General features: G+C 42.6%; 9 protein-coding genes. 3 read left to right on the plus strand and 6 right to left on the minus strand.

The features are described 5' to 3' along the window. The 3 genes from QM810_RS09015 to QM810_RS09025 all read right to left on the minus strand — a co-directional run. Positions 1–6,733, minus strand: a 6,733-nt coding sequence (locus QM810_RS09015; protein WP_414254607.1) for a CshA/CshB family fibrillar adhesin-related protein, incomplete at its 3' end; no start/stop codon positions are given. Between the two features lie 256 nt (positions 6,734–6,989). Continuing rightward, positions 6,990–10,640: a DNA-directed RNA polymerase subunit beta' gene (rpoC, locus tag QM810_RS09020; RefSeq protein WP_414254608.1), complete on the minus strand. Its 3,651-nt coding sequence runs from the start codon at positions 10,638–10,640 to the stop codon at positions 6,990–6,992. 32 nt (positions 10,641–10,672) lie between these two features. After that, complete coding sequence (locus QM810_RS09025) at positions 10,673–14,275, minus strand: DNA-directed RNA polymerase subunit beta (RefSeq protein WP_414254609.1); 3,603 nt, start codon at positions 14,273–14,275, stop codon at positions 10,673–10,675. Positions 14,276–14,808: 533 nt separating this feature from the next. Between QM810_RS09025 and QM810_RS09030 the strand changes: the two genes are divergently transcribed. The 3 genes from QM810_RS09030 to QM810_RS09040 are packed head-to-tail and all read left to right on the plus strand — an operon-like array spanning position 14,809 to position 17,072. Beyond that, a complete protein-coding gene (locus tag QM810_RS09030; protein ID WP_006150962.1) occupies positions 14,809–15,114 on the plus strand; it encodes a rhodanese-like domain-containing protein in 306 nt (101 codons plus the stop codon). Positions 15,115–15,133: 19 nt separating this feature from the next. Continuing rightward, complete coding sequence (locus tag QM810_RS09035) at positions 15,134–16,789, plus strand: FAD-dependent oxidoreductase (protein ID WP_414254610.1); 1,656 nt, start codon at positions 15,134–15,136, stop codon at positions 16,787–16,789. Then, positions 16,779–17,072: a rhodanese-like domain-containing protein gene (locus QM810_RS09040; RefSeq protein WP_414254611.1), complete on the plus strand. Its 294-nt coding sequence runs from the start codon at positions 16,779–16,781 to the stop codon at positions 17,070–17,072. The genes QM810_RS09035 and QM810_RS09040 overlap by 11 nt, the downstream gene beginning before the upstream one ends. A 97-nt stretch (positions 17,073–17,169) precedes the next feature. Here QM810_RS09040 and QM810_RS09045 read toward each other — a convergent pair whose 3' ends face one another. The 3 genes from QM810_RS09045 to QM810_RS09055 all read right to left on the minus strand — a co-directional run bounded on the left by QM810_RS09045 (position 17,170) and on the right by QM810_RS09055 (position 20,001). After that, on the minus strand, positions 17,170–17,427 hold the full coding sequence (locus tag QM810_RS09045) for a metal-sensitive transcriptional regulator (protein WP_006150993.1): 258 nt from the start codon (positions 17,425–17,427) through the stop codon (positions 17,170–17,172). Positions 17,428–17,513: 86 nt separating this feature from the next. Further along, positions 17,514–18,368, minus strand: coding sequence for a VOC family protein (locus QM810_RS09050; protein WP_414254612.1), 855 nt, complete (start codon positions 18,366–18,368; stop codon positions 17,514–17,516). 130 nt (positions 18,369–18,498) lie between these two features. Beyond that, positions 18,499–20,001: a zinc ABC transporter substrate-binding protein AdcA gene (locus QM810_RS09055; protein WP_414254613.1), complete on the minus strand. Its 1,503-nt coding sequence runs from the start codon at positions 19,999–20,001 to the stop codon at positions 18,499–18,501. Positions 20,002–20,010: the final 9 nt, after the last annotated feature.

Raw genomic sequence — 20,010 nt, forward strand, 5'->3', positions numbered from 1 at the left:
GAATTTCATTTCCGTCTTTATCCTTGTGACTAGTCTTCACTTTTTCGTAGACATGTTCTGTGTCGCCGTTTGGAAGTTTCTTAGTCTCTACGAAGCGGTATCCTGGAATATCTTTCTTAGGATTTTCACCATCTTCTGTTGGATATCCTGGAATTGCTTTACCTTCTTTATCTACAAACGTAGTAACTGGTGTTACTGTTGGTGTGTATGTTGCAGAAGCTTTTGTTCCGTTCATATCTTCACGAACAACTGTTACAGATGGAGCTGTTCCTGTAAATTCAGGTTCTGGTTTGAAGGTTACTGTTCCGTCTGGTGCTACTGTGTAAGTACCAACACCTGGAATTGTCTTAGTTGTTGAACCATCGTCAAATGTAGCTGGAACATCATCGTTCATTGGAACACGTCTATCGCCTTCCTTGAATGTTGGTTTACCAGACTGTTCTTTACCTTTTGGTCCAATAGTTGTAGCTGGTTCTGCTGTTGGTGTTACTGGTGTAACAGTTGGTGTGTACTTAGCTGTTACTGGTGTACCGTTCTTATCTACACGTTTCACAGTCACGCCTGTTCCTGTTCCTGTGAATGATTTTTCTGGTACGAATGTTACAGTTCCATCTGGCGCTACTGTGTATGTTCCTTCACCTGGAATTACCTTAGTTGTTGAACCATCTTCGAAGGTTGCAGGTGTATCATCATCCATCGGTACGTCTGAGTTACCTGGTGTGAATGTTGGTTTACCTGTTTGTGTTTGACCTTGAATATCTGTTGATGTTACTGGTTCTGCTGTTGGTGTGATAGGTGTAACAGTTGGTGTGTACTTAGCTGTTACTGGTGTACCGTTCTTATCTACACGTTTCACAGTCACGCCTGTTCCTGTTCCTGTGAATGATTTTTCTGGTACGAATGTTACAGTTCCATCTGGCGCTACTGTGTATGTTCCTTCACCTGGGATAGTCTTAGTTGTTGAACCATCTTCAAATGTTGCTGGAACATCGTCATCCATTGGTACACTTGGATCACCTTCTGTAAACTTAGGTTTACCTGTTTGTGTCTTACCTTGGATATCTGTTGAAGTTGCTGGTTCTGCTGTTGGAACTACTGGAGTAATCTTAGGTGTGTAAGTTGTTTCTACAGCAGTACCGTTAGCATCTTTAGCTTGAACCTTAACTGGAACAACATCACCTGAGTATGACTTGTCAATTGGTGTAAATGTTACAACACCTGTTTCTTTATCAACTGTGAAAGTACCGATTTCTTTACCTTCTGGTGACTTAGCAACTACTGATGTAGCTGGTTGACCACTTTCGTCAAGAAGAGTAATCGTATCCTTGTCGATTGGTGCAACTGGGTCACCTTCTGTGAATGTAACAGTACCAGTTTGAACCACACCTTGAGGTGCAACTGATTCAGCTGGTGTTGCAGTTGGTGTTACTGGTGTTACTGTTGGTGTGTACTTAGCTGTTACTGGTGTACCATTCTTATCTACACGTTTAACAGTCACGCCTGTTCCTGTTCCTGTGAATGATTTTTCTGGTACGAAGGTTACAGTTCCATCTGGCGCTACTGTGTATGTTCCTTCACCTGGGATAGTCTTAGTTGTTGAACCATCTTCGAAGGTTGCAGGAACATCATCATCCATTGGTACGCTTGAGTTACCTGGTGTAAATGTTGGTTTACCTGATTGTGTTTGACCTTGTTTATCAGTTGAAGTAGCATCTTCAGCTGTTGGTGTTACCGGAGTTACTGTTGGTGTGTACTTAGCTGTTACTGGTGTACCATTCTTATCTACACGTTTAACAGTTACGCCTGTTCCTGTTCCTGTGAATGATTTTTCTGGTACGAATGTTACAGTTCCATCTGGGGCTACTGTGTATGTTCCTTCACCTGGGATAGTCTTAGTTGTTGAACCATCTTCGAAGGTTGCTGGAACATCGTCATCCATTGGTACACTTGGATCACCTTCTGTAAACTTAGGTTTACCTGTTTGTGTCTTACCTTGGATATCTGTTGAAGTTGCTGGTTCTGCTGTTGGAACTACTGGAGTAATCTTAGGTGTGTAAGTTGTTTCTACTGCAGTACCGTTAGCATCTTTAGCTTGAACCTTAACTGGAACAACATCACCTGAGTATGACTTGTCAGTTGGTGTGAATGTTACAACACCTGTTTCTTTATCAACTGTGAAAGTACCGATTTCTTTACCTTCTGGTGACTTAGCAACTACTGATGTAGCTGGTTGACCATTTTCGTCAAGAAGAGTAATGGTATCCTTGTCGATTGGTGCAACTGGGTCACCTTCTTTGAATGTAACAGTACCAGTTTGAACCACACCTTGAGGTGCAACTGATTCAGCTGGTGTTGCAGTTGGTGTTACTGGAGTTACAGTTGGTGTGTACTTAGCTGTTACTGGTGTACCGTTCTTATCTACACGTTTAACAGTCACGCCTGTTCCTGTTCCTGTGAATGATTTTTCTGGTACGAATGTTACAGTTCCATCTGGGGCTACTGTGTATGTTCCTTCACCTGGGATAGTCTTAGTTGTTGAACCATCTTCAAATGTTGCTGGAACATCTTCGTTGATTGGTACACGGCTATCACCCTCAGTAAATTCAGGTTTACCTGTTTGTGTCTTACCTTGGATATCTGTTGAAGTCACATCTTCAGCTGTTGGTGTTACCGGTGTTACTGTTGGTGTATATGTTGCAGAAGCTTTTGTTCCGTTCATATCTTCACGAACAACTGTTACAGCAGGAGCCTTACCAACAAATGATTTTTCAGGAACAAATGTTACTGTTCCATCAGCTGTTACTGTGTATGTACCAACTCCTTCAACTGTCTTAGTTGTTGAGCCATCGTCAAATGTTGCTGGAACAGCTTCGTTGATTGGAACAGTTTTTTCTACTCCATCAACAGTCACAGTTCCACCCTTGAACTCAGGTTTCCCTGTTTGAGTTGCACCTTGAATATCTGTTGTTTCAGCTGGAGTCGCAGTTGGAGTTACTGGAACAATCTCAGGAGTGTAAGTTGTATCAACCTTGATTCCGTTTGAGCTTTCAGCTTGAACCTTAACAGGAGTTACTTTACCTGTATAAGATTTATCTGTTGGTGTGAAGGTTACAGTACCAGTTGCTGGGTCGATTGTGAAAGTACCGATTGGTGTTGTTCCATCTTCAGCATAAGCAGTTGTAGTTGTAACTTCATTGCCATCTTTATCCAAAAGCGTGTAGCTGTTGTCTTTAATAGTGATTTCTTTGTCTTCACCGTTAACAGAAACAGTTGTACCTGCAAAGGTTGGTGTACCTGTTTGAGTTGCACCTTGGATGTCTTTAGAAGTAGCTGGTTGAGCTGTCGGAACAGCTGCTTTTACAGTTGGTGTGTAGCTTGCTTCAGCAGTAATAGTTGAAGTTTCGCCTTTAGCATTTGTAATAGTTGCAGTTGCTTGAACCTTAACTCCTTTAGCGGTTCCAACAAAGTCTTTTTCAGGTGTGAAGGTTACTGCTCCTGTGGTAGGATCGATTGTGTAGCTTCCTTCTCCTGGAACTGTCACAGTAGTTTCATCAGTAGGTTGACCAGTAGCTGGGTCTACCAATTTCTTGCTTGTGATTTTTGCAGTTTTGTCATTGCTCAACTCAAATGTAGGAGTTTGAGTTTGTGGAACGTTTTGGATATCCTCAGAGACCTTATCTGTTGGAGTGATTGTAATTGGAGTTACTGTTGGTGTGTACTTAGCTGTAGCAGTCTTGAGGTATTCATCACGAACAGTACCATCTTTATCTCTTCCGACAGGTGCAGTCAATGACACAGTAACACCTTTTGCAGTACCAGTAAATCCTGGTTCTGGAACAAAGGTAACTTCTCCTGTAGCATCATTGATTGAGTATGTTCCTTCTCCCGCTACTGTTACAGAAGTTGCGTTGGTGACTTGTCCAGTTGCTGGGTCCACTAATTTAGCAGGATACTCTAAGCTTGGAGTGACAGCAATCTTATCCCCATTAGCATTTGTAAGAGTTGTGTTAAAGGTTGGTGTACCTGTTTGAGTTGCTCCTTGGACATCAGTTGACGTCTTATCAACACCTTCAATATCACTTGGAGTTACTGTTGGGATGTAAAGACCATCCATTGTGTTTAATACTGTATCAACGTTTGCTTCCTTATCTGGGAATTTAGTTGACCAACCAGTATCGTAACCATTACTATCTGTACGACGGATAGAGATTCCATCAGCTGTGCCTAGGAAGTGATCTTCTGGGATGAATTCCACATCTACGTCTTTACCATTACCAGTAACTTTGTATTTACCTTGACCTGGTACGACATAGTAGCCTTCAGCATCCAAAGTAGCCTTGTTCCCATTTGCATCGACAATGTATGGTGCTACTGTTTCATCAATTTTTGCTGACTCAGTTAGACTATAGCCTTGCAAACCTCGAGCAGTAAAGGCTACAGTTGCTGTTTGTTTAGCACCTTGAGGACCAGTTGTTTCTTTGAATTCTCCTTTTGGTGGATGGGTGATTTGAGTCTTGAAGTCCTCAACCTCCCCTGAAAAGGCCATTCCTGTCGGACTCTCAATTTGAGCAGCATCCTTAGCAATTCGTAACCGTACTCCTAGTTCGTTGACACTAGGATCGATATAGGTTTTGCTCTTGGTGAATCTTAGGGTAACGGCTCCATCCTTAGTAATGGTTGCTAAATCAGAGCGTTCGTCTTCATCAAAGGTACCGTTTTGGTTAAAGTCAACCCAACCATAAATATTGGCTTGAGGCGCCCCGTCTGTATGAGCTTCAACAGTAATCGTGTAATTCCCTGGTTTTGTACGATCCATCTTGATCAACTCATTGGTTTTTCCTTTGAGGTCATTCGGAAGCAATTGGTCGATTCCTTCATCAGCCGTTGTCGCTTTATCGTCACCAGTCCAATCAAGGGTATTGTTTTCATCCATATCAGGACTCAAGTGGCCGAGATAAGGTTGGTTTACTTTCTTACCTGTAAGCCCATCAACCGTTGCGATAGAATGAATAGCCTTACCATATGATTCAGGGGCATCTCCTTCATCAAGCGGGAAGAAACCAAGCATTGCTGATTGTTTACCTGAAGATGCGATATATAATCCAATTTCAGAAGCCCCACGCGTCATAACGAGTGGTACTGAAACATTAGCTGCGGATATGTTAGGACCAAATACTCCTGTTCCTAAACCACCTGTCTTCAAGTCTGCGCTTCCATAGTATTTCCATGCTACAGTTTTACCTTCTTCACCCACACCAGTTGCTCTACGTAAAAGGTTTAAGTTAAGTCCAGTAATGTTAACTCCATCAATATTTACAACGTTATTAGGTTTTGTAGGATCGAATAAGTTATTTGTATCTTGAGGAACATAGGTTTTCGTATTTTTATTATTATTTTTAAACCATTCCCCGATATGTTGCCAACCTGAACCGTTTGTAGTGAAGAGTACTAACTCACCTGGGTTAGCTGACTCACCATCGGCCATAACAATAGCAGGTTTGACCATTTTTCCGCGGAAGGTCGCAGAAATTTCAAACTGAGCACCGATATTTCCACCGTTGAATTCTGAAGAAATCGTAGTTTGTTTATTACCAGTGTCGATCCCTTCTTTACGGATTTCAGTCCATTTATTTTGTGGATCCGCAATTACTTTTGCTTCTTCTTTATTATTAAAAGCAGCTCTTGTTGTTGCATCACCAATAGAGTTGATATATCCATTTTTTGCATTTGGATCATAGGTAGCTTTTTCAGCTTCTGTAGCTCCTCGTTCTTCTAACCGCTTTTTGTAGATTTCTGTCGCTTGGAAGGGTTTCAAAGACTTAACCTTGATGGTTACCACATAGCCCGGCATAATTTCTTTAGTATATGTAGCACCAACTTGAAGTGCAAGTTTGCCATCTGATGTAGTCGTTGTACCTGTCCAGTTAGCCTTATCTCCAAAGTCCAACCAAGAGATTTGGCTGGCTATGTCTTTAGCATTGATATTTGTTGTAAAGCCAGGTTTTTCTACCTTTGGAGTTGAAGTTGCGTCTTCAACGTCTGCACCAATTCCAGTAGCTGTTGCAGTATCTGCACGGAAGGCAGTATTCTTATCAATCTCTTTACCATTACGAGGGTCGTTTTTACCTGTATTCGCAATTGAGTTTGTACCTTCAGCTGGTTTTGTATTTTCTGCAGGTTTTCCAGTTGTTGCTTCTGTCTTATCAGCAGTTGCTACTTTTTCTTCAGCTACAACTTTTTCTTTATTTTTTAGTTTAGCATTGACAGTTGTTACAAGCGATTGATAAGCTGCATCTAGTTCAGCTTGACTTGTAGCAGAAGTAAGTGCGTTTTTAGCATTAGCAAGAGCTACTTTAAGAATCTCAACACTCTCGTCTGTCTTGTTGCTGTATTTACCATTTGCCACGTTTGCTTCAATTTCAGCAACATAAGCTGACAACTTTTCAGTCTTAAGCTCAGGTTTCACTTCAGTAGAAACTGCAGGGGCTGCTTCTGCTTGATACGTTACTTCTTTAGCAGGAGCTGCTTCTGTAGTAAGAGGAGCTTCTGCTTTATCTACTTCTGTTGTAGTTGCAACTCCGTTAGCTTGTTTTTCTTCTGTTACTTCATCAGCTCCGACACCTGTAGCTGTTCCAAGCATTACTAACGTTCCGAGTAAGACCGAGCAAACTCCTACATGAAGCTTACGGATCGAGAATCGACTAATTCGGTCGTTAAACAGATCATTTTTCATGATTTACCTCCATTACCCTTTAGGGAGTGTATATATTGTTATATTTTATGCATTGTTTTTCAAAAAAACCTAAACATGCAACGTCTTATTTTAGCACTATTATACTTAAAATCAAAACATAATGCTCATCATTTTGAGACATAAAAATAAGTTAACTTAATTTCAATTTATTGCCATTTTTCAGAAAAATTACATATAATTTTCAGTGCCTAAACATGCCAAAAGAGGGGTGAGCCCCTCTTTTAACTATATAAGATTATTCAACAGTTTCGCTAGTCCCTACTAGAGTATCAGCTTGTTCCTCTTCTTGCGAATCTGCAAGGAGGGATTCTTCGTTGACTGCTTGTGGTTCAAGGTTACGGTAGCGAGCCATACCAGTACCAGCTGGGATGATCTTACCGATGATAACATTTTCCTTGAGACCAAGGAGATGGTCTTTCTTACCACGGATAGCCGCATCTGTAAGGACACGAGTTGTTTCCTGGAAGGAAGCAGCTGACAAGAAACTGTTTGTTTCGAGTGAGGCTTTGGTAATTCCCATAAGGACTGGACGACCAGTTGCTGGAACACCACCTGCGATAAGAACATCTTTGTTGGCATCTGTAAAGTCATTGATGTCCATGAGAGTTCCCATGAGAAGGTCTGTATCACCTGGATCCATGACACGGACTTTACGGATCATTTGACGAACCATTACCTCGATGTGTTTGTCTCCGATTTCTACCCCTTGGCTACGGTAAACTTTTTGGACTTCACCGAGGAGGTAGGTTTCAACTGACAAGACATCACGTACAGCAAGGAGACGTTTTGGTTGGATAGAACCTTCTGTCAATGCTGCACCACGAGAAATTTGATCGCCAACTTCTACACGCATACGTGCTGTGAATGGTACCACGTATTCGCCTTCGCCAGTTTCACCTTTAACGAAGACTTTCTTAGTACGAGTTGAAGCATCTTCTTCAATAGCAGTAACCTGTCCTTTGACTTCTGTGATGACCGCTTCCCCTTTAGGATTGCGGGCTTCAAAGATTTCTTGGACACGAGGAAGACCCTGAGTGATATCGGTATTTGAGGCAACCCCACCCGTGTGGAAGGTACGCATTGTAAGCTGTGTACCAGGTTCCCCGATAGATTGGGCAGCGATTGTACCAACTGCTTCACCGACTTCAACAGCATCACCAGTCGCCAAGTTGATACCGTAACAGTGACGGCAGACACCATGACGAGTGTTACATGTAAATACGGAACGGATAGTTACTTCTTCGACACCAGCATTGACAATTTCACGTGCTTTGTCTTCTGTAATTAATTCATTTGGACCAATGATAACCGCCCCAGTTTCTGGGTGTTTAACAGTTTTCTTAGTGTAACGACCATTGAGACGTTCTTCAAGAGACTCAATCATCTCTTTACCTTCAGTGATAGAACGGATCAAGAGACCACGGTCTGTTCCACAGTCATCTTCACGAATAATCACATCTTGGGCAACGTCAACCAAACGACGAGTCAAGTAACCTGAGTCGGCTGTTTTAAGGGCCGTATCGGTCATACCTTTACGAGCACCGTGAGTTGAGAAGAACATTTCGAGTACTGACAAACCTTCGCGGAAGTTTGAAAGGATTGGCAATTCCATGATACGTCCGTTCGGAGCAGCCATCAGACCACGCATACCGGCAAGCTGTGAGAAGTTTGAGATGTTACCACGGGCTCCAGAGTCCATCATCATAACGATTGGGTTCTTAGGATCTTGGTTAGCAACCAAACGTTTCTCCAATTTTTCACGGGCAGCACGCCATTCAGCTGTAACAGCGTTATAGCGCTCGTCATCTGTGATCATACCACGACGGAATTGTTTTGTGATTTGTTCTACACGTTTGTGTGATTCTTCGATGATTTCAGCCTTGTCTTCAACGACTGGAATATCGGCGATACCCACTGTCAAACCTGCAAGAGTTGAATGGTGATAGCCGAGGTTCTTCATACGGTCAAGTAGGGCAGATGTTTCTGTCGTACGGAAACGTTTGAAGATTTCAGCGATGATATTTCCAAGGTTTTTCTTCTTGAATGGTGGGTTGAGTTCAAGCCCATCGATAGCTTCCTTGATATTTCCACCTAATGGCAAGAAGTACTTAGCCGGAACACCTTCTGTCAAGTTAGCGTTTGTTGGCTCTTGCAAGTAAGGTAGTCCTTCTGGCATGATATCGTTGAAGAGGATTTTACCAACAGTTGTAAGCAAGATTTTGTGTTTCTGCTCTTCTGTCCATGGTTTGTTAAGGCTATCTGTTGCGATACCTACACGTGAGTGGAGGTGAACATAACCATTGCGGTAAGCCATGACAGCTTCGTCACGGTCTTTAAAGACCATACCTTCGCCTTCACGACCAGCTTCTTCCATGGTCAAGTAGTAGTTACCCAAAACCATGTCCTGAGATGGAGTAACAACTGGTTTACCATCTTTAGGGTTCAAGATGTGCTCAGCAGCAAGCATCAAGATACGAGCTTCTGCTTGGGCTTCTTCTGAGAGCGGTACGTGGATGGCCATTTGGTCACCGTCAAAGTCGGCATTGTAGGCTTCACAGACAAGTGGGTGCAAGCGAAGGGCTTTACCGTCAATCAAGACAGGCTCAAAGGCTTGGATACCCAAACGGTGAAGGGTAGGTGCGCGGTTCAAAAGTACTGGGTGTTCTTTGATAACTTCTTCGAGGATATCCCAGATACGTTCATCCCCACGTTCTACCAAGCGTTTAGCCGCTTTAACGTTTTGCACGATATCGCGAGCTACGATTTCACGCATCACGAATGGTTTAAAGAGCTCGATTGCCATTTCACGTGGCACACCACATTGGTACATCTTAAGAGTTGGACCAACGGCGATAACGGAACGTCCTGAGAAGTCAACACGTTTACCGAGCAAGTTTTGACGGAAGCGTCCTTGTTTCCCTTTGAGCATGTGACTCAATGATTTAAGCGGACGGCTACCTGGCCCTGTGATCGGACGACCACGACGACCATTGTCAATCAAAGCGTCGACCGCTTCTTGAAGCATACGCTTCTCATTTTGAACGATGATACCTGGTGCATTCAACTCAAGCAAACGAGCCAAACGGTTATTACGGTTGATAACACGGCGGTAAAGGTCGTTCAAGTCAGATGAGGCAAAACGGCCACCATCCAACTGCAACATTGGACGAAGATCTGGTGGAATAACTGGAAGGATGTTGAGAATCATCCATTCAGGCTTGTTGCCAGACTTGTGAAAAGCGTCTAAAACATCCAAACGACGGATAGCTTTGACACGTTTTTGTCCAGTAGCTGTTTTTAACTCTTCTTTGAGTTCAGCAATTTCTTTTTCAAGATCTACTTGTTTCAAGAGGTCTTGGATAGCTTCGGCACCCATTTTGGCAACGAATGAACCATGACCAAACTCACGCAAGCGTTCACGGTATTCACGCTCTGTCATGATAGACTTGTGCTCAAGTGGTGTATCTTTTGGATCGATCACCACGTAAGCAGCAAAGTAGATAACTTCCTCGAGGGCACGAGGACTCATATCAAGGGTCAAGCCCATACGGCTTGGAATCCCCTTGAAATACCAGATATGAGATACAGGAGCTTTCAACTCGATGTGTCCCATACGTTCACGACGAACTTTTGTACGCGTTACTTCGACACCACAACGGTCACAAACAATCCCTCTGTAACGAATGCGTTTGTATTTACCACAAGCACACTCCCAGTCTTTTGTAGGACCAAAGATCACTTCATCAAAGAGTCCTTCACGTTCTGGTTTCAACGTACGGTAATTGATTGTTTCAGGTTTTTTGACTTCTCCATAAGACCATGAACGGACTTTGCTTGGAGAAGCTAGTGTGATTTGCATACTTTTAAAACGATTTACATCAACCACTATTTCTTCCCTTTCTATTATAAGTGAACTGCTTATTCTTGTTCAGCAGCTTCTTCTGTTGCTTCCGCTTTTGCATTTTCTTCAGCTTCAAAGGCTGCTTTAGCCTCTTGAGCTGCTCTTTCGCGGGCTTTTTCAAGGTCATCTACGTGGATGACATCTTCGTCCATTCCTTCATCAAGGTCACGAAGTTCCACTTCTTGATCATCTTCGTCAAGGACACGCATGTCAAGACCAAGAGATTGCAATTCTTTTACAAGAACTCGGAATGATTCTGGAACACCTGGTTTTGGAATTGGTTTTCCTTTAGTAATAGCTTCATAAGCTTTCAAACGTCCGTTGATATCGTCAGACTTGTAAGTCAAGATTTCTTGAAGGACATTTGATGCACCATAGGCTTCAAGCGCCCAAACCTCCATCTCACCGAAACGTTGTCCACCAAACTGAGCTTTACCTCCGAGTGGTTGTTGTGTAACGGTTGAGTATGGTCCGACTGAACGAGCGTGCAATTTATCATCAACCATATGGTGAAGTTTGATCATGTACATGACACCAACTGACACACGGTTATCAAATGGTTCACCAGTACGCCCGTCGTATAGGATAGTCTTAGCGTCGCTATCCATACCTGCTTCTTTGACAGTGTCCCAAAGATCTTCAGAACTTGCTCCGTCAAAGACTGGCGTTGCGATGTGGATGCCAAGAGTACGAGCCGCCATACCAAGGTGAAGTTCCATAACCTGACCGATATTCATACGTGATGGTACCCCAAGTGGGTTCAACATGATATCAACTGGAGTTCCATCTGGAAGATAAGGCATATCTTCTACAGGAACGATACGAGAAACAACCCCTTTGTTCCCGTGACGTCCGGCCATCTTATCTCCGACCTTGATCTTACGTTTTTGAGCGATGTAGACGCGAACTAGCATGTTGACACCAGATTGCAATTCATCACCATTTGCACGTGTAAAGATTTTAACATCACGAACGACACCGTCGGCACCGTGTGGTACACGAAGAGAAGTGTCACGAACTTCACGAGATTTGTCTCCGAAGATAGCGTGCAAGAGGCGTTCTTCAGCAGAAAGGTCTTTTTCACCCTTAGGTGTTACTTTACCTACAAGGATATCCCCTTCTTTAACCTCAGCACCGATACGGATGATACCCATTTCGTCAAGGTCCTTAAGGGCATCTTCACCAACGTTTGGAATTTCACGAGTGATTTCTTCAGGCCCAAGCTTTGTATCGCGAGTTTCTGATTCGTATTCTTCGAGGTGAACAGATGTGTAAACATCGTCTTTGACCAAGCGTTCGCTCATGATAACGGCATCCTCGAAGTTGTAACCTTCCCATGTCATGTAGGCAACGATTGGGTTTTGTCCAAGCGCCATTTCACCTTTTTCCATAGAAGGTCCATCAGCGATAAAGTCGCCTTTTTCAACGACATCACCAACTTTTACAAGGGTGCGTTGGTTGTAGGCAGTACCTGAGTTTGAACGACGGAATTTTTGGATATGGTAAACATCAAGCGAACCGTCTTCACGACGAACTTCTACCTTATCTGCATCTGCATAGGTAACTTTACCATCGTATTGAGCGATAACAGCCGCTCCAGAGTCATGGGCTGCTTGATATTCCATACCAGTACCAACGAATGGTGCTTTTGGATCAATCAATGGTACAGCCTGACGTTGCATGTTGGCACCCATGAGGGCACGGTTGGAGTCATCGTTTTCCAAGAAAGGAATACATGCTGTCGCAACAGCAACTACCTGTTTAGGAGAAACGTCCATGTAATCAACACTTGACGCCGGATATTCTTGGTTAACCCCTTGGTGACGTCCCATGACAACTTTTTCTGCAAAAGTTCCATCTGCGTTCAATTTAGAATTAGCCTGTGCTACTGTGTATTCATCTTCTTCATCGGCAGTCAACCAAACGATTTCGTTGGTTACTTTACCAGTCGCACGGTCAACTTTACGGTATGGTGTTTGAATGAAACCATACTTGTTGAGGTGCCCGTATGAAGACAAGTTGTTGATCAAACCGATGTTTGGTCCTTCAGGTGTTTCAATCGGACACATACGACCATAGTGAGTGTAGTGCACGTCACGCACTTCATATCCAGCGCGGTCACGTGTCAAACCACCAGGCCCTAAGGCAGACAAACGACGTTTGTGAGACAACTCAGAAAGTGGGTTGTGTTGGTCCATGAACTGTGACAATTGTGAAGAGCCAAAGAATTCTTTAATCGCCGCAGTCACTGGACGGATGTTAATGATTTGTTGAGGTGTTAATACTTCGTTATCTTGAACAGACATACGTTCACGAACGTTACGTTCCATACGTGAAAGTCCAAGACGTACTTGGTTGGCAAGCAATTCACCAACAGCACGGATACGACGATTTCCAAGGTGGTCAATATCATCAACACGACCGATACCTTCAGCCAAGTTGAGGAAGTAGCTCATCTCAGCCAGGATGTCTGCTGGAGTGATTGTGCGAACTTTATCATCTGGATTTGCATTACCGATGATTGTTACAACACGATCTGGATCAGTTGGTGCTACAACCTTGAATTTTTGGAGTACGACTGGTTCTGTCAATACTGCTGAGTCATTTGGAGTGTAGACAATCTTATTCAAGTCACCATCCAAGTGGCCTTCGATACTTTCAATGACATCGCGAGTCATGACAGTACCCTTTTCAACCAAGATTTCACCAGTTTCTGGGTCTACCAATGGTTCAGCGATTGTTTGGTTAAGCAAACGAGTTTTAATATTTAATTTCTTGTTAATCTTGTAACGTCCAACGGCTGCCAAGTCATAACGACGTGGGTCGAAGAAACGAGCCACAAGTAAGGTACGTGAACTCTCAGCAGTTTTTGGTTCACCTGGACGAAGACGCTCATAAATTTCTTTCAAAGCTTCGTCTGTACGAGAGTCCATTGGGTTTTTATGGATATCTTTTTCAACAGTGTTGCGAACCAACTCGCTGTCACCAAAGATATCAAAGATTTCGTCATCACCTGAGAAACCAAGCGCACGAACCAAGGTCGTAAATGGGATTTTACGAGTACGGTCGATACGAGTGTAGGCGATGTCTTTTGAGTCGCTTTCCAGTTCCAACCAAGCTCCACGGTTAGGGATAACAGTTGAACCGTAGCCCACTTTACCGTTTTTGTCTACTTTATCATTAAAGTAAACACCTGGAGAACGCACCAACTGTGATACAATAATACGTTCACCACCGTTGATGATGAAAGTACCCATCTCAGTCATGATTGGGAAATCACCAAAGAAGACTTCTTGAGTTTTGATTTCGCCAGTTTCTTTGTTAATCAAGCGGAAAGTTACAAAGATTGGTGCTGAATAACTAGCATCATGGATGCGAGCTTCTTCAAGCGTATATTTAGGTTCTTTGATTTCGTAGCCAACAAATTCCAACTCCATTGTTTCTGTGAAGTTTGAAATTGGCAATACATCTTCAAACACTTCCTTCAGACCATGGTCTAGGAAATCTTTAAATGAATCAGTTTGAATTTCAATCAAATTTGGTAAGTCAAGAACTTCTTTGATTCTTGAAAAACTACGACGGGTACGATGTTTCCCGTATTGAACGTCATGTCCTGCCAAGATGATTCTCCTTTGTAAATAAAGTTCCAAGCTTAGTCGCCTAAGCTAATAATTATCGTTTAATGGTTCTAAAACCCCTATCAACTTATCCCCCTTGACTAATTTTTCAGAATCTTTAAATCTCTGTTACAGATGCAAAAAATACCGAAAAAAAGCACAAAAAGAGCAGTTAAATCCGACTTTTTTGAGGAGATTTAACTGCTGTGAGCCTTGTCCGGACAATATTTCAGACAAAACCTACGACAAATGATTACTCATATTATACCTGATTTTCTCTGATTTTTCAAGACCTTTGAAGGATTTTTCTTGCTTTAGTATAGTTGTAGCTTGTTTTCAGAAAAGGTAATTTTCTAGACAAGTAGTTGTTGAATAAATAAGACAGGTTCTATTCATTAACCTATCAACCAACTCTTTAGTTTGTAAGTTGGCATCTTGTATACTGAAAAAGAAACAATACTAATCAATTCAACTTACTTGACAAAAGCGTTGCTTAGTGGTTTAATATACCCCATAAGGGTATATCGGAGGTGCCTATGTTTCATTTATTTACAAAAATTGATAGTATTTCTACCAGCGAATTGGAAGCTAAACTCAAGGAACCAATTCAGCTACTGGATGTGCGGACGCCTACGGAATTCCGTAGAGGCCATATCAAAAACGCCAAGAATGTTCCTCTAACCGAAATCGGAGCTTACACACCTGCGACAAATGAAACACTTTATGTCATTTGCCATTCCGGTGTTCGAAGCAAGATGGCTGCAAAAAAGCTAAAGAAAAAAGGCTATGATGTTATCAACGTCCGAGGTGGTATGAGCGCTTGGACAGGCAAGATCATATAGAACAAGAGGGAGAAAATTAATGAAAATTATCATTATTGGAGGAGTTGCAGGCGGTATGTCTGCAGCAACCCGTCTCAGACGTCTCTTAGAAGACGCTGAAATCACTATTTTTGAGAAAGGTCCCTTTGTTTCCTTTGCAAACTGCGGACTTCCTTACTATGTTTCAGGAGAAATTTCTAAACGGGAAGCTTTGTTAGTCCAAACCCCTGAAAGTCTCAAGGCACGCTTTAATCTGGATGTGCGACCTTTCCATGAGGTCATCAGCATTTGCCCAGCAGAGCATACTGTGACTGTCCGCCATGATGGACAAGAATTCACACAAAGCTATGACAAACTCATCCTCTCTCCAGGAGCTAAACCATTTGTTCCTGCCATTGAAGGCTTGGCAGAAGCTAAGAATACCTACACGCTGCGCAATGTTCCCGATCTCGATGAAATTATGGCAGCCTTGGATAATCAACCAAAAGAAGCTGTCGTTATCGGTGCAGGCTTTATCGGGCTTGAAATGGCTGAAAACCTGGCAAAACGTGGATTACAGGTTACTATCGTGGAGAAAGCACCTCATGTCTTGCCACCATTAGATAAAGAAATGGCAGCCTTTATCCAAGCAGAATTACTGGCAAACGGTGTTCGTGTTATCACTTCCCAGTCTGCGACTCGATTTGAAGATCAAGGAAAAATCATCGTTATCGAAAACGGTCAAAAAATCACATCTGACCTCACCATCCTTTCTGTCGGTGTTGAACCTGAAAATGGACTGGCTAAAGCTGCGGGAATTGAACTGGGACTTCGCGGTGGGATCCTGGTCGATGAACGTTACGAAACCAGTCAAAAAGATATTTTTGCAGTTGGAGATGCCATCGTCGTTAAGCAAGAAATCACAGGCCAAGACGCCCTCATCTCTCTTGCTTCTCCTGCCAATCGGCAAGGACGCCAAGTAGCGGACGTCATCGCAGGACTCGTTCGTACAAACAAGGGTAGTATCGGCACTGCTATCGTTCGTGCCTTTGATATGACAGCTGCTTCGACTGGTCTCAGCGAACGTATCCTTAGCATGAATCAACTTCCTTACAAGGCACTTCATGTAAGTGGGAAAGACCACGCTGGTTATTATCCTGGTGCTACTGATATCACCTTGAAGCTCCTCTTTGACCCAAATACTGGAAAAATCTATGGTGCACAAGGAGTTGGGAAGAAAGGTGTTGACAAGCGAATCGATATCCTAGCAACTGCTATCAAAGGGAATCTCACTGTATTTGACTTACCAGAGTTAGAGTTCACCTATGCGCCACCATTTGGCTCTGCCAAAGATCCAGTAAATATGCTGGGCTACGCAGCCTTGAACCTTATCGAAGGTCTCAGCGACAATGTTCAATGGTACCAGCTCGAAGGCGAACTAGCTAAAGGAAAGAAATTCATTGATGTACGGACAAGTGGCGAATTTCAGAGTGGTCGACTCAAAGTCGATACCATTCATATCCCCCTAAACGAACTGCGAGAACGCTTGGGTGAACTAGACAAGAACCAAGCCTACATCGTTAGCTGCCATAGTGGTTTGCGCAGCTATATCGCAGAGCGTATCCTCAAGCAAGCAGGATTTATCGTCCAAAACCTTGATGGCGCTTATTCACTATACAAAATGGCGAATCCAGAAGGAGTAGAATATGCTAACTAATATCAGCATGGCTGACTTTTATGAAAAATATCAAAATGAAAATCTAGATCTTATCGATGTCCGTGAAGTACATGAATTCCAAGCAGGACATGCACCAGGTGCCAAAAATCTTCCGTTAAGTACCTTGGAGCAAGGCTACAAAGAACTCAATCCTAACCGTACATACCATATCATCTGTCAAGGAGGAGTGCGTTCTGCCTCTGCCTGTCAATTTCTCAGCGCCCAAGGGCTCAACGTTACCAATGTAGAAGGTGGCATGAATGCCTGGCCAGGTGATATTTAATAAATAAAATTCAAAAAGAGCAATTGGTCTAATTTCAAGAAAACCAACTGCTCTTTTAATCATTTATTCACTATTTAAGAGAAACGTATGTTTTTTATTACTTGCGTTTAATCAAGTATTTAACCGCCTTTTCCAATCTTTCCTTCTGTGCTTGAGGATCCTCTAAAGGGTCGTTAATACAAGATGTTAAATTCTCCGTTATCATCAGTTCAATAATACGATCAACACTGGATCGCACTGCTGTTAATTGAGTAATGATATCGACACAATCACGCTCTTCCTCCATCATCTTTTGAATACCTCGCAATTGACCCTCTGAGCGTTTGAGGCGTGTAATGTATTTTGAATTTGTCATGTCTTTATCCTTAAACGATTTTTCTACATTATATCTCTAATACAGACCTTTGTCAAAAAGAGCACTTATCTTAAAGGTAAAGACTTCTAGTTCCCCACTCTAACTCGCGTAACGATACCGTCTTTGTCAGTCATGCTTAATTCTGAGAATGAAAACCACTGAGTTATCGCCTTGCCAGTTTGAGATTGAGCAAATACTTTTAATAATTCCTCTTTGTTCTCAACTTCAACGACATAGTAGGCTAGGCCTGCCATTCCTTGCTCACGAGGAGCTAAGTTTTTACCTCCCCATTCATTGACAGCCAAATGATGATGATAGTCACCTGATGCTATCCAACTGGCATGTGGAATCGTGAATTTATCCTTAAGACCTAGAGAACCTTGGTAAAAGGCAGACGCTTCTCGACTGTTTTTAACGGATAGATGAACATGTCCCATTCTAGTACCACTTGCAATTACAAAGGGATCTAGTTCTTGTCCCAGTTCATAGATATCTTGGGCAGACAGTTCTTCTGTCACACCAATAATACGGCCATCCTCACGAATATCCCAGACTGTCACAGGTTTATCTCTGTAGAGTTCAATCCCGTTGCCCTCTAAGTCTTCCAAATAGATAGCCTCACTATAACCATGGTCCGCTCCACCCACTAGCGGTATCTTTAAATCGAGCAAGTGTTTAAAAACGTTGGCCAAATCTTCTCGAGTCGGTAAAAGCAAAGCCATATGGTAAAGACCGTAGCTCTGCTTAGGATTGCCTGTATTTTCTGTTTGGATAAGCTTCACCAGCGGTTTTCCTCCGGCACCTAGAAGAATTTCTTTTTCCGATTGATTCAATATCTCCAAACCAAGTAATTGATGATAAAATGCAGTTTGACTAGCCAAATCTCTAACATTTAAAGCCACCTCTGCCAAATGAATGCGACTATTATATTCGTAAACCATAGAAAAGCTCCTTTGTTGTAACTTTTATTATTACAGCTATTATACTCTCTTCTCAACCAATGTCAATCCAGATGCTTAGATATGATAAATGAAAGAACAATCCTCCCCATGTAGGAAGGATTGTTTCGCTTTAATGAGCCAACATTTCTTGGGCGATTTCTTGACCAGATAAATTCTCTGGATAGTAGGTTGGCCAGTTGTCCATCTCTTCAAAGAGGGCTTCTTGGCTAGTGCCTCCAAAGAAAATATGGAAATGCTCTGCCTTGACTGGAGCAATATTATGGTCGCTAAACTGAACATACTTAAATTGTCCAGCATCCGCATCTGTCGCTTCAAAGAGGAAGCGTACTCCACGATTGCCTTTCTTATAAGTCAAGATTTTCTTGCCGACATACTTGTAAGTATATTTCTTACTTTGACCACCTTGGATGAATTCCATAGTATTATCCGTGATGTTAATCTTGGTCACATCTGTTTGGTAACCCTTTTGATAGTAGGCCTTATACTCATCCTTGGTCATCTTACCAGTCAATTTAGCCTTGTAGTCAAAAACTTGGTCAAGAGTCCCATCCTCAAGGAAAGGATAGACAGACTGCCAGTTGCCAGCATAGTCACTCAAAGTACGGTCCTTAACATCTGCATCCTCAAAGTAGCCATTTTGAACGGTTTTAGTTTCCTCGGCCTTTTCTGGTTCAATCTCTGCTCCTGCCTGATCAGTTGTCTGCTTGAGAGACTTGAGATTTTTCTCCATGACAGAGATATAGTTTTCTCCAGCCTTCATGTCCTCTTCGGTCAAGCTTTCAAGAGGATTCAGAACATCTAACTTCACTCCTGTTTCTTTTGAGAGGGTATTCGCTAGGGCTTGAGAAGCATTTTCTTCAAAGTAGATATAAGAGATTTTATTTTTCTTGATGTACTCAGTCAATTCTGCTAAACGGCTTGCTGAAGGCTCCGCATCTGGTGAAAGACCTGAAATAGAAACTTGATTGAGTCCGTAATCCAAGGCTAGATAACGGAAGGCAGCGTGTTGGGTCACAAAACTCTTTTGTTTAGCATTAGAAAGCCCTTCAGTATAGGCCTTGTCCAAGGCTTGTAGTTTTTCGATATAGGCTGCTGCATTTTGCTCAAAAGTCGCCTTCTTATCTGGATAGTCATCTGAAAGACTATCACGGATATGTTCTACAAGTTTGATTGCACGCGCAGGAGACAACCATACATGAGGGTCATACTCGTGATGATGGCCTTCTTCGCCATGATCATGGTCTTCCTCTTCTTCACTACCTGGAAGAAGCAACATATCTCCAGTAGCCTTGATTGTTTTTACTTTTTTCGCATCTAGTGAATCTAAAAGCTTGGGAACCCATGTTTCCATGTTCTCATTTTCATAAACAAAGGCATCAGCGTCTTGGATTTTAGCAACTGCCTTAGGCGATGGTTCATAATCATGTGGTTCTGTCCCTGCCCCAATCAAGAGCTCGACATTGGCTGTATCTCCTGCTACTTGCTTGGTAAATTCGTAGACAGGATAGAAAGTTGTGACAATATTTAATTTTCCGTCTGCTTGTTTTTGATTAGAACAAGCGACTAAGAACAAGGTCACAAGACTTGCCAAAAGTAGGCCTAGTTTTTTCATTTACTTCTC

Origin of the sequence: Streptococcus infantis, assembly GCF_047464155.1 — a bacterium.
Lineage (GTDB): Bacteria > Bacillota > Bacilli > Lactobacillales > Streptococcaceae > Streptococcus > Streptococcus infantis_U.

Bases quoted from the DNA above. Each gene is read 5' to 3' on its own strand.
- QM810_RS09030 (WP_006150962.1), top strand. From the start codon at position 14,809: ATGTTTCATTTATTTACAAAAATTGATAGTATTTCTACCAGCGAATTG.
- QM810_RS09035 (WP_414254610.1), top strand. From the start codon at position 15,134: ATGAAAATTATCATTATTGGAGGAGTTGCAGGCGGTATGTCTGCAGCA.
- QM810_RS09040 (WP_414254611.1), top strand. From the start codon at position 16,779: ATGCTAACTAATATCAGCATGGCTGACTTTTATGAAAAATATCAAAAT.
- QM810_RS09045 (WP_006150993.1), bottom strand. From the start codon at position 17,427: ATGACAAATTCAAAATACATTACACGCCTCAAACGCTCAGAGGGTCAA.
- QM810_RS09050 (WP_414254612.1), bottom strand. From the start codon at position 18,368: ATGGTTTACGAATATAATAGTCGCATTCATTTGGCAGAGGTGGCTTTA.
- QM810_RS09055 (WP_414254613.1), bottom strand. From the start codon at position 20,001: ATGAAAAAACTAGGCCTACTTTTGGCAAGTCTTGTGACCTTGTTCTTA.